Below are 13,894 nucleotides of genomic sequence, written 5' to 3' on the forward strand. Positions count from 1 at the left end.
CCTCCTTCGTTTTTATAAATCAGCCACATTGTTTTATCATCGTTTTTTAATTTTATCTTATTTTACTAGTATACAAAATTTTCAATATGAACTCTACCCTTTATTCAAAAAAACATTTATTTGACACTATTATAATTTTAATGTAAAAAAAAAGACTAACGTAAGCGTTAGCCTTCTCATTGTTTAGTCTTGGAGTAATTCATAAATTTCAATTGCAATTAAGTCAATATCATCAAACTGATAAACAGAATGATCGCCAACGTCTTCCATTTCATATGTGCCAGCTTTTGAATCATAACTTACTAGACAGCGCTCGTGACCTTCTTTTTCAAATCGACGAACTTGAACTTCACTATCTGTACTTTCTTGCATTGCTTCTAATCGACGAATAATCGCCACTAACTGTGAAGATTTCATTGTTTCGTGCCCCTTTCAATCTTAGCTCAGTTTTATTCTAACAGATTTTTTACTAAAACGCATTAATCTAACTCTTTTCTCATTAAAAATATAGTTTTCCTAAAAATAAAGAAATTAAAAAAAGCAAAAGCTTAGTAACAATCAATTACTTATTATAATCTTTGATAAGTATTGAAACAAGTTATTTTTTTAATTTCTTGATTTTTTTTCATTTCTCAAACAAAATCATTCAGTAAATAAGTTTAATAACTCACTAATTGTTAAAATAATTTCTATTTTTTTACTTTTTTATGGTAAAATGACTTAATTAATAAAAAAGGAGCGATAACTATTGATGAATCCATTAACTAAAAACTTCAATCAGCAAACGTACCAAATTGAGGTTTCTGATATTCGAAAATTCGATGAACGTGTCTCTCAAATCGAAGATATGTTAAAATTAACATTAGGAGAACCTGATTTTAATACTCCTGAACACGTTAAACAGGCTGGCATCCAAGCTATCGAAGATAACGACTCACACTATACAGGTATGGCTGGTGATTTAAGTCTAAGGATTGCTGCAGCCAATTTTATGAAAACAAAATACAAAGTTCATTATACGCCAAGTTCAGAAGTTTTAGTAACTGTAGGAGCTACTGAAGCTCTCTCAGCTAGCTTATTAGCTATTTTAAACCCTGGTGATAAAATCTTAGTACCCACTCCTATTTATCCAGGTTATGAACCTTTGATTACTTTAGCTCGTGCCACACCTGTTTACATTGATACAACTTCTAATGATTTTGTATTAACTCCTGAAATGATTGAAACCGCAATGAAAGAACATGGTACAGCCGTTAAGGCTATTATCTTAAACTATCCAAGTAATCCAACAGGTGTCACATATAATCGCAAAGAAGTAGCTGCAATCGCTTCTGCTGTTCGAGCTCATAATATTTTTGTTATTAGTGATGAAATTTATAGTGAATTAACTTATGGAGAAAAGCATGTTTCTATCGCTGAATATGCTCGTGATCAGACTATTTTAATCAATGGGTTATCAAAATCACATGCCATGACTGGCTGGCGTATTGGCTTTATTTTTGCACCGATAGAACTAGTAGAACAATTGATGAAAGTCCATCAATATTTAGTTACAAGTGCTACTACGATGGCACAAAAAGCAGCAACTGCAGCTTTGACAGCTGGAATTGATGATGCGTTGCCAATGAAGGTCGAATATTTAAAGCGTCGTGATTTTCTTTACGAAAAAATGAAGGCTATGGGTTTTGAAATTGCACGACCTAATGGAGCTTTCTACATTTTTGCTAAAATTCCAACGGGATTCATTCAAAATAGCATGGATTTTTGTGTGGATTTGGCAGAAAAAAATAAACTAGCCATTATCCCAGGTTCTGCTTTTGGTAGCGCTGGTGAAGGGTACGTTCGTCTTAGCTACGCAGCGAGTATGGAAAAATTAGAAATCGCCATGGAACGTTTAGAAGATTATATTTTTACTCAAAGAGAAGCATAAAAAAGCAGCCGATTTAACATCGGCTGCTTTTAGTTTAATCATTTTCAGGAATTGCTTTTCCTTCAGGCCACCATAGTTTAATCAAGGCTTGAGTACCATCATCTCCGTCACCTTGCTCTTCTAATTTTTCATATAGCTTTTCAGCCAGTGACGTACCTGGCAATTGAATCTCCATCTTTTTAGCTTCATCTAACGCAATTTTCAAATCTTTAACAAAATGCTTCACAAAAAAACCCGCTGTAAAATCTTCTTTTAAAATTCGTGGCGCATAATTTGTCAATGACCAATTTTGAGCGCTTCCCCCACCAACAGTGTCTAAGACACTTTCCAAGTTTAAACCAGCCGCATTTGCATAAATTAAAAGTTCAGTCATTCCAGTCATTGTTCCTGCAATCATAATCTGGTTAGCCATCTTCGTATGCTGACCACTTCCTGCAAGCCCTTGTAATTTTACTTTTCCTGAAAAAACCTCAAAAATAGGTTCAACTTGTCGATAAGCTTCTTCATTTCCACCTACCATAATCGTTAAAGTTCCATTTTTGGCACCTAAATCGCCACCAGAAACAGGGGCATCTAACACTTGAATATTTAATTTTTGACCTTTATTAAATAATTTTTTCGCTAATGTTGGCGTACTAGTAGTCATATCTACTAAAATTTTATCTGGTGTGGCTTCTTGTAGAATACCATTTTTGCCAAGATAAACTTCTTCCACATCTTTTGGATATCCGACAATTGTAAATACAACATCACTTTCCTTTGTAACAGATGCAGGAGTCTCATGCCAAGTTGCACCTTTTGCAATTAACTCATCCGTCTTGCTCTTTGTTCGATTATAGACAGCAACTGGATAGCCTGCTTTCAATAGATGTTTAACGATGGAAGCTCCCATTACTCCTGTACCAATAAATCCAATTTTTTTCATTTTTATCCTTCCTTCCATTACGCATTATCTTTTACGTTCTTAGAATCACCCGTAACTCCTAAAGCCACTGCCCCTAATAAAATACCCAAATAATAAGTAATCAGTCTCCATAATAATAACGCAATCGCTAATTTTTCCGGTGATAAAATAAAGCTACCAAAAAGAAGCGTAAAACTGTATTCAGCTCCTCCAGAACCACCAGGAATCGGAAATAGCGATACAATCATGACAATAAACGCATGCATACAAATAATGGTAATAATATCCATATCTTTAATTCCTAAACTTAATAAGATGAAATATGGAACAATAAAATAACCTGCTAATTGAACCGCTGTTAACAGTGCCGTTTTCAACAACAACAGTGTTTGCCCTCTTATATAAAGACTTTCATGATAAAAAGAATCTACTTTTAATACGATGTCTTCTTCAAGTATACGCGCTTTTTCCTTATTCATAAAGATAGAAACAATTATCATTAACCAATGAACAATTTTTTTGGTTAGATTGACTTTAAAGGTAATCAAAAGTAAAACAGCAATCACAAGAATATGTGTGACTAGTCCTAAAATAACAAAGAATGCTAATCTAGAAATTTCTGTTACTAAAACATGATACCGCAACAACACACATAATCCAAAGTAAACCACAATCATTCCTTGATAAACGACAAACTTCATTAATAAGACCGAGCTTCCAATTCCAATGTCTACTCCCGTTTGCTTTAACGCTACCAACTGAGCCGGTTGTCCCCCGCTAGCAAATGGTGTAATCGAATTGAATAAATGTTGAATCAGTGGAATTCGATAAGATTTTTTAAAAGAATAACTAAAATTCTCCCTTTCCAACAATCCTTGAACAATCTTGGCTTCTACTGCCCATTGAAACAGCATACAAGCAATTGCAACAATAATCCAACTCCATTGAATTTGACGAAACTCTACCATTATCTCATGTAACGTTAAAGATCTGAATTCCCAGAAAAAAACACTTGCTCCAATAAGCAGAATGATGGCTAATGCCCATTTATTTCTTCTTTCCATAAAGAGTCTCCTTCTTGTTGTTGGTAAAAATCACACCAAATTTTCGTTAATCGCTCTTCTGAATAAGCAAGATTCCCTTGAATTGCAGCATCTTTTAATGACTCATATTCTTTTTTATTTTGTTGCAACTCACGTAAAATTTTATTCATTTCAGCACGGTCCGCAGCTGGCTTGTAATAACCATCAATCACCGGACGATATAACGGTAAATCTCTTAATAAGACTGGCGTTTCAGAAGAAAATGCTTCTAAAATACACATTGGAAACAATTCATTATACGAAGGCAATAAAAAAATATCCGCTAAATTATAGTAATCTAACATTTCTGTACGGTCAATAATTCCGACAAACTTTAGATTGCTAGGAGGTTGCTCCATTAATTTTTTGTATTTTTCATACCCATCCGTCATTTTCCCAAATGAGAAGCCACCTGCCCAAATAAACTGAACATCTGGTAACTCTTCCGCCAACTTGGCAAAGTCAAACACACCTTTTCGTTCTTGAACTTGTCCTGCACCAAAAACAATAAATTTTTCTTCTTCAATTTGATGGGTTTTTTTTAACGTTCTAATTTGCTCTTTTGTATACGGATAAAAATCCTTTTTTGCAACAAAATTAGGGATATAAGTAATTTTTTCTTTAGAAATGCCTAATTTTTCTAACTCTGGAATAAAACTTGGATTTACCACTACTAAATGATCCATCCGACGATAAAAAGCAATGACATACCAATACAATATTTTCTCGATAAATTTAGGTAAATGAAGGCTTCCTTTTAAAGTATCTGGTACAAAATGAACGTAACCAATTCTTCTACCGAATCTCTTTCTAAAAAAAGTAGTAATAAAATAGTGTGGATCAATTGTATGATAATGGCTAATTGTTGTAGGTTTAAAACGGTTAATTTTAATATCTAAACGATCACTTGCTCTTGTTTTTAATAATTGCATTAACTCTAGATAGGCACTTCCAACTCCTTGCCCTTTCACTTTATCCGCAGAAGAAAACATTGTTATTTTTATCATTTATCTCACCATCATTTTCCAATATTATTTAGCTAGTTTAATTTGATTCTTTTTTTCACATTGATACAACTCATCAGATTCACTATAAAAATCTGCCACTCGCTTGCCAAATGCTGTAGCTGAAATATCATACAACAATTCATCTCGTTCAGCTTGTTCAGTTGTAAATGTCGTATTTAACGTATTAATAATGGCGTCTGCCAAATCTTCATCTTTTTGAAAAACAACACCAAATTGGCCAGAACGAACCAAACTTCTCGTATATTCATTGTCTTTTACCACAATCTCAGTTCCTGATGCGATAGCTTCGATATACGTTAGACCTTGCGATTCTGATTCTGACGCACTTACAAATAAATTCGCCATTTGATAATACGCTCCGACTTCATCACTTTGTTTTTCTCCTAAAAATAGGACAGATTTATCAATAGTTAATTTAGCCGAAAGTTCTTCCAATGTTTGGCGGTAAGGTCCGTCTCCAACAATTACTAATTTTACATTTGGTTTTTCTAAAAGAACTGCTGGCATTGCCTTGATAATTGCTTCCGTATTTTTTTCTTTTGAAAGGCGGCTCAAGGATAGAATAATCGTTTCATCTTCTTCTAATCCCAGTTCTTGACGTATATTAACTGGATGTGTGGAATCAAATTTTTCTAAACTTACTCCTGTTGGAATAATTTCGATGTTACGCAAGACACCGTAGTGACGTAATTGGTCTAACACCCGCTTACTTGGTGCAATTACTCCTACTGTTCGATTGCAAAAATAACGAGACACCACTTTCACATGCGTTGGCCTTACCACTTTTCCATTTGCAATATAATGTAAATAATCCTCATACATCGTGTGGTACGTATGCACATGTGGTATATCTAAGCTGTGAGCGATATACTTACCCGTCAATCCCAAACTAAATTCCGTGTGGGTATGAATAATATCTAATTCTAATGCTTTCGCTTTTCTTAGAGCTAAATAAGCACCTCTAATTGCAATCCGTCGATCTTTAAATGAAAAGAATGGAATACTTGATAGACGAATAATATTTTCTTCATTATCTGGAGCACTAGGATCTGTTGTGGTGAAGATAGTGACCTGATGGCCTAATTTTTCTAGTTCTTCTTTTAACGTTCTAATTGATGTTGCGACTCCACTAACTTGTGGAAAATAAGTATCCGTAAAGATTCCAATATTCATCACAATTCCCTCCTTTAGAGTTATTTATGAATTGAAACATTAACTCTTTAACATTGAATTTAATTGTATAATTTATTGCGAGTTATTTAACTCGCCTAAGTGTTGATTTTTTATAACTAGTGGCTACCTTATTTTTTTCGTACGTCAAAATCACATGATAAGTAAAATTATACACTTAATTGAAAGATATTGAAAGATTTTAACGTTTTTTCAAATTAAAAAAAGCTTTCTAACGAAGGAAAATCCTTCGTTAAAAAGCTTCGTTAAATTTATTTAGTATATGACTCAACCAATGCAACAACTTCTTCAGCAGTATCACAATCATTGATTGCTTTATCAGCTAATTCAGCCATTTTAGTTGTATCTAGACGTTTCATCAAGCTACGAGTTTTCAAGATACTTGAAGCACTCATAGAGAATTCATCTAAACCAAGACCCATTAATAATGGTACAGCTGTTTGATCTCCAGCCATTTCGCCACACATACCCGTCCATTTTCCTTCTTTGTGAGAAGCATCAATTACGTTTTTAATTAAGCGTAAAATTGATGGGTTATAAGGTTGGTACAAGTACGAAACGCGCTCGTTCATACGGTCTGCTGCCATTGTGTATTGAATCAAGTCATTTGTTCCAATACTGAAAAAGTCAACTTCTTTAGCAAATTTATCAGCAATAACTGCAGCAGCTGGGATTTCAATCATGATACCTACTTGAATGTCATCTGCAACTGAAACACCTTCAGAAACTAATTTTGCTTTTTCTTCCATCAACATTGCTTTTGCTTGACGGAACTCGCCAAGTGTTGCAATCATTGGGAACATAATGCGTAATTTACCAAATACAGAAGCACGTAATAATGCACGTAACTGTGTACGGAACATATCAGGTTGTGCTAAACAAATACGAATCGCACGATATCCTAAGAAAGGATTCATTTCGTGTGGCAATGTTAAGTAAGGAAGTTCTTTATCCCCACCAATATCCATTGTACGAACTACGACAGCTTTGCCTTCCATACCTTCAAGAACGGCTTTATAAGCAATGAATTGATCTTCTTCTGATGGGAAATCAGGTGAATCCATATAAAGGAATTCAGTTCTGTATAATCCAACAGCTTCTCCACCGTTATCTTTAACACCAACTAAATCTTTTGGTGTTCCAATATTAGCAGCTAATTCAATGTGTTTGCCATCTAAAGTAACGGTTGCTTCATTTTTTAATTTGTTCCATTCAGCTTTTTGATCTGCGAATGCTTTTGCTTTTGATTCATACGTTTTAACATCGCTATCTGCTGGGTGTACAAGTACATCCCCTTCAAGTCCGTCAATCACGATCATATCGCCATCTTTAACTTTAGCTGTAATTTCTTTTGTTCCAACGATTGCTGGAATCTCAAGAGAACGAGCCATAATTGCAGAGTGAGACGTACGTCCACCGATATCCGTTACAAAAGCTTTTACAAATTTACGATCAAGCTGTGCTGTATCACTTGGAGTTAAATCATGTGCTACAACGATAACTTCTTCGTTAATCATTGATGGACTTGGTAATTTAACACCTAATAAATGACTTAGAACACGTTTTGTTACATCTTTGATATCTGCTGCACGTTCTTGCATGTAAGGATTATCTTCCATACCTTCAAACATACCGATAAACATATCCGTAACTTCTTTTAATCCGCTTTCAGCATTCACTTTATTATCTTTGATATTGCTTTCAATACTCCCGATTAATTCTGGATCAGACAGAACCATTAAGTGAGCATCAAAAACTTGAGCTTCTTCTTCTCCTAAGCTTTCAACAGCTTTTTGACGAATCATTTCAAGTTCTTCTTTTGCTTTATCTAATGCTTTTGCAAGACGTTCAACTTCTGAGTCAGAATCCTCAACTGTAATTTTGTTGAATGATAAATCGGGTTCAATTAGCATATATGCTTTAGCAATAGCAACGCCATCACTTGCAGCAATCCCTTTTAACATTTCAACCATTATTCAGCTAAGCCTTCTTTCTTCATTGTGTCTGCAATTGCATTAATTGCGTCTGCTTCATCAGCGCCCTCAGCAGTGATTACAACGTCAGCACCTTGACCAACACCAAGAGACATAACGCCCATGATTGATTTAAGATTAACTGATTTACCTTTGTATTCTAAGTTGATATCTGAGTTAAATTTACTTGCTGATTGCACCAAAAGTGTAGCTGGGCGTGCATGGATCCCTGTATCTGCTACCACATGAAATTCGCGTTTTTCCATTATAAGAAGTCTCCTTTAAAAAAAATTATTTTATTTAGAGTTAGCCCTGTTTGAATAAACAACACAGAAAATAACCCTTTCATCTTTAAAGATTACCATTTTTTTTGATAATCTACAACCATTTTCTTCGTTTCTTTAGTTACTTTATTCTTTTTTTAAGAAACATAACGGTAGACCACTTCTCCCAAAAGTTTAGCTTCCCCAATAATCCGATCTTTTTCAGGATGTTTAAGCCAACAATTTCGGAAGGTAATGAAGTCTTCTTTCTTAATTAGTAGCTCTGAAATTTCTTTGTTTACCAACTGTTCTAACTGCTGATTCATCTCTTCATTTGTCAAATGAACACCTACTTTCTGCTTTTTTATTAATCCTTTTTCTGTTTCTTTTTCGACAAATAATAGACAAGTGTAAAAATCCCATTAAATACTATAAAGATAAAGGAAGCCAGATACATCTTAGCAAATAGTCCTAACCCTAATGCATATAAGGAAAAAACTAAATCGAGTAATAATAACTGACGCCTTGATTTCCACTCAAGACGCCTATGCCAATTATCCGATAATACCACAAATATTAAAATAAACGTATGCAATAACAAAATAACAATTGCCCAGGTAATGTAAACGGTGTAAGAAACAACACCGTAAATAAAGTCTCCTCCTTGCAACCATTCATATCTTTTAATATTTAAAATCATCGGAGCTAAGAGTAATTCCAAACTTAGAGACGCCATTGTCGCTCCAACTACATAACAAATCCCTCGACGAAACCGGTGATGAATTGATTTTGTAAGTTGTTTCCATAAAACATGAGACATTGCAATCATCATGACCCAGATAAAGCCTATTCCCAATGGGATTAATTGATGAAAATAATCATTCATTTCAATTGTTTGCTGACTTAAAAAGCTCGTATTATCTGTAACCATGCTAATCCACTCAATACTAAAAGTCACGCCAATAATGACACAAACAATCATTAATCCTACCCAAACTGGATATTCACTAATTAAATAAAGCACAACGTATCCAAAACCCAGACTTAAAAAAACAATAAAAAAGACTAACAATGTACGAACATCAGCTTGAATGAAAACAAACGGACCACTGATTCCACAAATTACAAATCCGAAAAACAAAAGCGTTCTGATTAATTCTTTCAAGCACTCACCCCTTTAAAAACTCGCTCTTCTATATTTTAGTAGATTTTTGCTCAAAAGTAAAAGACAAATTACTTGAAAGTCAGTAAAGGTCAGTGTATACTATCATCTAGAAGGTCAACATTGGTCAACTATTTAATTTGCCCTTCTAAAGCTAAAAATCAACTATGAACTGAAAGGTTGTGACACTTATGTTATGTCAAAATTGTAACCAAACTGAATCAACAATTCACCTATATACAAATATGAATGGACAACGTGGACAAATTGACTTATGTCAAAATTGCTATCAACTATTAAAAGATGCAAAGGAGCGTGGTGAACTTAAAATGAACCGACAAACACCAGATCCATTTGGAATGGGTGGGCTAGATGAATTTTTCAAAGCCTTCCAAAACCAAGCACTTTCAAATCAATCTGCCACTCCTCCTACTCAAAGCGGCGGTCGTGGAGGAAGTAACATACCTCCTCAAGGCAAACAAAATGGATTACTAGGAGAATACGGGACAAACTTAACTGATTTAGCTCGTAAAGGCGAAATTGACCCTGTAATTGGACGTGACATCGAAATTGAACGCGTCATTGAAATTTTAAATCGTCGGACTAAAAATAATCCTGTCTTGATTGGTGAACCAGGTGTAGGTAAGACTGCTGTAGTTGAAGGATTGGCGCAAAAAATCGTTAACGGCGAAGTCCCTCAAAAATTAACCAATAAAGAAGTCATTCGCTTAGATGTAGCTAGTCTCGTTCAAGGAACAGGAATTCGAGGACAATTTGAAGAAAGAATGCAACAATTGATGGATGAATTAAAGAAAAACCCACAAATCATTCTATTTATTGATGAAGTTCACGAAATAGTAGGTGCTGGTAGCGCTGAAGGTAGTATGGATGCCGGCAATATGTTAAAACCTGCTTTAGCACGTGGTGAACTACAAATGGTAGGAGCTACTACCTTAAAAGAGTATCGTACGATTGAAAAAGATGCAGCCCTAGAAAGAAGAATGCAACCAGTCCGTGTGAATGAACCAACAGTTGATGAAGCCATCACAATTTTAAAAGGGATTCAAAAAAAATACGAAGACTATCATCAAGTTCATTACACAGATGACGCAATAAAAAATGCCGTTACACTTTCTCACCGTTATATTCAGGATCGCTTCTTACCCGATAAAGCCATTGATTTATTAGATGAGTCAGGTTCTAAAAAGAATTTGACGATTCAAACGGTTGATCCTCAAATTATTGAAGATAAAATTGCTGATGCTGCTCGTCAAAAACAAGTCGCTTTGCAAGCCGAAGATTATGAAAAAGCAGCTTTCTACCGAGATCAAGCAGCTAAATTCTCTGCCATGCGAGATCAACAACAACCAGAATCAGATAAACCCATTGTTACTGAAAAAGACATGGAGCAAATCATTGAAATGAAAACAAATATTCCAGTTGGCGATATCAAAGAAAAAGAACAAACTCAATTGCGCAACTTAGCGATTGACTTAAAATCTCACGTTATTGGACAAGATGAAGCAATTGATAAAGTTTCAAAAGCGATTCGCCGCAGCAGAATCGGTTTAAATAAAAAAGACCGGCCAATTGGCTCTTTCCTATTTGTTGGACCAACAGGTGTTGGGAAAACAGAATTAGCCAAACAACTGTCATCTGAGTTATTTGGTACAAAAGATTCACTGATTCGCTTTGATATGAGTGAATATATGGAAAAACACAGTGTCGCAAAACTGATTGGTTCTCCTCCTGGTTATGTTGGTTATGATGAAGCGGGTCAATTAACTGAAAAAGTGCGTAGAAACCCCTATAGCATTATTTTGTTAGATGAGATTGAAAAAGCACATCCAGATGTCTTGCACATGTTTCTACAAATTCTGGATGATGGACGTCTAACGGATGCTCAAGGACGCACCATAAGTTTTAAAGACACGATTATTATCATGACAAGTAATGCAGGTACAGGTGTAGTTGAAGCAAGTGTAGGATTTGGAGCCACATCAAGTGGAAACCAACATTCTGTCTTAAATCATTTAACCGATTTCTTTAAACCAGAATTTATCAATCGTTTTGATGCGATTGTTGAATTCAATCAGTTAGATAAAACGCATCTTATTCAAATTGTAGATTTAATGTTACAAGACGTTAATACTATGCTTAACGATCAAGGAATTTCAATTGATGCTGATGAAGCTGTAAAAGATAAGTTAACCACTCTTGGCTACGACCCAAAAATGGGTGCAAGACCCCTACGCCGTGTTATCCAAGAACAAATTGAAGATAAGATTGCCGATTTTTATTTAGATCATCCGACAATCAAAGAGCTTTCTGCTCATTTAAACGATCAATCTGAAATTGTTGTTGCTCAAAAGGAAAAACTTCCTGCAACATCCACAGAAAAAATCATTAGAATAGAAGACTAGAAAAAAGACACGCCATTTAATGATGAGCGTGTCTTTTCTATTTTATCCAATAATGATCTTCTCTGTTGGATACAAATAATTTAAATCTTCTTTCTCTTTTGGAACAAGCAACATCAGCATGTATAACATCCCTACTCGACCAATAAACATTAACAAAATAATTACTAATTGACCAAATATACTTAAACTAGATGTGATTCCCATAGATAAACCCGTTGTTCCAAAAGCAGAAGATACCTCAACAATAATTGAAATCAAACTATGCTTTTCCGTAACACTTAAAACCAATACACTAAAAAAACAAAGCGCAATCGATAAATTTAAAACAACGATTGACTTTTTCACATCATCGTTATGAATTCTACGACCAAAAATATTAATATTTTCACGACTTCTAATAAACGAAAACAAATAAAGCACCACAATTGCTAATGTAGTTGTCCTTACTCCTCCGCCAACAGAACTTGGACTCGCACCGATAAACATCAAAACAGAAAACAATAACAACGTCCCATCGCTAAAGTTGCTAATTGGTGTCGTTACTAATCCAGCGTTCCTTGTACTCACAGAATAAAACATCGAGTAAAATGCACTTTCTGTAAAATTCATTCCTTTAAAGAACGCACTCGATTCCAACAACCAAATCAAAACGGTTCCTAAAATAAATAAAACGAGAAATGAATAAACTGATAATTTAGTAAACAACGAAAAACGAAAAGGCAAATCATGAGGTTTTTTGCGGTATTTAAAAAAAGCCTTAATCTCAATCAAAACAGGAAATCCAATTCCACCAACAACAATTAAAAACATCACAATGAATTGCACAAAGTAATCAGTTGAAAAATCCATTAAAGAATTCCCAGTAATATCAGCTCCTGAATTAGTAACAGCCGAAACAGCCGTATAAAAACCATAAAAAAGAGCATCTTTGATTGAGTCGTAGTACTCCAGAAAATGTAGGCTAAGAATAATTCCTCCGACGAGCTGAAAACCGATGATAATAACCAACGCATTGCGAATCAACCGCACAATTCCACTTAAATTGGGTTGGTTCATATCTGTCATAATCAACTGACGCTGTTTCAATGAAATTCTTTTTTTAGATAAAATAAAAAAAGACGTAGAAACCATCATAATCCCTAAACTTCCAAGCTGAAATAAAACACCTAACAAAGCAATACCACCGCGGTTATACGTTTCACCTAAATCAATAGTACTCAATCCGGTTACACTAATCGTACTTACTGCAGTAAATAAAATATCAATTAATGAAAGGTGAACACCTGGCTTTTGAAAAATTGGCAAGCTTAATAAAATAGCCGCAACTAAAACAGCCATAAAATAAAATGACACAATAATTTGAATAGATGAAAAACGGCTAAATAAATAAGGAACTATTTTTTTACGTTGCAACTTCTTACCACCCTCCTTGCAATCCTTAGCGTACAAATTTGTAACTCACACTTAAGAAAATAAATCACTTAATTCCTATCATATCATATTTTAATTAAAATATGAGAATCCTAGTAAAACTACCAAGCGATTATCTTTGAAATCATTGTTAAAAAGTTATATAATAATTGAAAGTAAGCGATTTTATAAAATGAGGTGACGAGAGATGAAATTAATTGATGTGACAAATAACCACTCTTCATTAGTAGCTGAACAATTAGGAAATACCGATGCAACTTTTATCAAAGTATATTCATTAGGACCAACCACGGTTATTTTTTCTGGAGCAGACACACATAAAGACGTTGTGTTAACCAATAAAGAACGCCAAATAAAAAATAATGAAATTAGCTATGCAATTTCAGAAATACTTAATTCGACACCCGAGCAAGTTGATATTTTACAATCTCCTAATTTAGTGGAGGTTTCACTTGCAACAGCTTAAAAACGGTTATCTTCTAATAAAATTAGAAGATAACCGTTTTT

At 34.4% G+C, this 13,894-nt stretch carries 13 protein-coding genes; 3 read left to right on the plus strand and 10 right to left on the minus strand.

Features of this window, described 5'->3' with window-relative positions:
* Positions 1 to 183: 183 nt before the first annotated feature.
* Positions 184 to 417 (minus strand): YkuJ family protein, encoded by a 234-nt coding sequence (locus BR52_RS06005; RefSeq protein ID WP_034570313.1) that lies wholly within the window; start codon positions 415 to 417, stop codon positions 184 to 186.
* 334 nt (positions 418 to 751) lie between these two features.
* On the opposite strand from BR52_RS06005, the gene BR52_RS06010 reads away from it, so the two are divergent.
* Positions 752 to 1,930, plus strand: coding sequence for a pyridoxal phosphate-dependent aminotransferase (locus tag BR52_RS06010; RefSeq protein ID WP_034570315.1), 1,179 nt, complete (start codon positions 752 to 754; stop codon positions 1,928 to 1,930).
* 34 nt (positions 1,931 to 1,964) lie between these two features.
* On the opposite strand, the gene BR52_RS06015 is transcribed toward BR52_RS06010, so the two are convergent.
* From BR52_RS06015 to BR52_RS06050, 8 genes are all read right to left on the minus strand, one after another.
* The gene (locus BR52_RS06015; protein ID WP_034570319.1) at positions 1,965 to 2,855 is read right to left on the minus strand and encodes an NAD(P)-dependent oxidoreductase; all 891 of its coding nucleotides are present in this window, start codon (positions 2,853 to 2,855) and stop codon (positions 1,965 to 1,967) included.
* 17 nt (positions 2,856 to 2,872) lie between these two features.
* Entirely contained in the window at positions 2,873 to 3,898 is a 1,026-nt protein-coding gene (locus BR52_RS06020) for a lysylphosphatidylglycerol synthase transmembrane domain-containing protein (protein WP_034570322.1), read from the minus strand.
* Positions 3,871 to 4,923, minus strand: a complete 1,053-nt coding sequence (locus BR52_RS06025; RefSeq protein WP_034570325.1) for a glycosyltransferase family 4 protein — start codon at positions 4,921 to 4,923, stop codon at positions 3,871 to 3,873. Before BR52_RS06025 ends, BR52_RS06020 begins: the two co-directional genes overlap by 28 nt.
* A 24-nt stretch (positions 4,924 to 4,947) precedes the next feature.
* Positions 4,948 to 6,117: a glycosyltransferase family 4 protein gene (locus tag BR52_RS06030; protein ID WP_034570327.1), complete on the minus strand. Its 1,170-nt coding sequence runs from the start codon at positions 6,115 to 6,117 to the stop codon at positions 4,948 to 4,950.
* Between the two features lie 269 nt (positions 6,118 to 6,386).
* A complete protein-coding gene (ptsP, locus tag BR52_RS06035) occupies positions 6,387 to 8,108 on the minus strand; it encodes a phosphoenolpyruvate--protein phosphotransferase (RefSeq protein ID WP_034570330.1) in 1,722 nt (573 codons plus the stop codon).
* Complete coding sequence (locus tag BR52_RS06040) at positions 8,108 to 8,374, minus strand: phosphocarrier protein HPr (RefSeq protein ID WP_034570333.1); 267 nt, start codon at positions 8,372 to 8,374, stop codon at positions 8,108 to 8,110. The genes ptsP and BR52_RS06040 overlap by 1 nt, the downstream gene beginning before the upstream one ends.
* Positions 8,375 to 8,529: 155 nt before the next feature.
* Positions 8,530 to 8,712 (minus strand): protein YkzS, encoded by a 183-nt coding sequence (gene ykzS / locus BR52_RS06045; RefSeq protein WP_034570336.1) that lies wholly within the window; start codon positions 8,710 to 8,712, stop codon positions 8,530 to 8,532.
* 26 nt (positions 8,713 to 8,738) lie between these two features.
* Positions 8,739 to 9,536, minus strand: coding sequence for a carotenoid biosynthesis protein (locus BR52_RS06050; RefSeq protein ID WP_034570338.1), 798 nt, complete (start codon positions 9,534 to 9,536; stop codon positions 8,739 to 8,741).
* 188 nt (positions 9,537 to 9,724) lie between these two features.
* Between BR52_RS06050 and BR52_RS06055 the strand changes: the two genes are divergently transcribed.
* Complete coding sequence (locus BR52_RS06055; protein ID WP_034570340.1) at positions 9,725 to 11,956, plus strand: ATP-dependent Clp protease ATP-binding subunit; 2,232 nt, start codon at positions 9,725 to 9,727, stop codon at positions 11,954 to 11,956.
* Between the two features lie 42 nt (positions 11,957 to 11,998).
* Here the strand turns inward: BR52_RS06055 and BR52_RS06060 are convergent, their stop codons facing one another.
* Positions 11,999 to 13,369: a TrkH family potassium uptake protein gene (locus tag BR52_RS06060; RefSeq protein ID WP_034570343.1), complete on the minus strand. Its 1,371-nt coding sequence runs from the start codon at positions 13,367 to 13,369 to the stop codon at positions 11,999 to 12,001.
* A gap of 205 nt (positions 13,370 to 13,574) precedes the next feature.
* On the opposite strand from BR52_RS06060, the gene BR52_RS06065 reads away from it, so the two are divergent.
* The gene (locus tag BR52_RS06065; protein ID WP_034570346.1) at positions 13,575 to 13,853 is read left to right on the plus strand and encodes a DUF1827 family protein; all 279 of its coding nucleotides are present in this window, start codon (positions 13,575 to 13,577) and stop codon (positions 13,851 to 13,853) included.
* Positions 13,854 to 13,894 lie beyond the last annotated feature (41 nt).

The organism is Carnobacterium divergens DSM 20623, from assembly GCF_000744255.1.
Classification (GTDB): domain Bacteria; phylum Bacillota; class Bacilli; order Lactobacillales; family Carnobacteriaceae; genus Carnobacterium; species Carnobacterium divergens.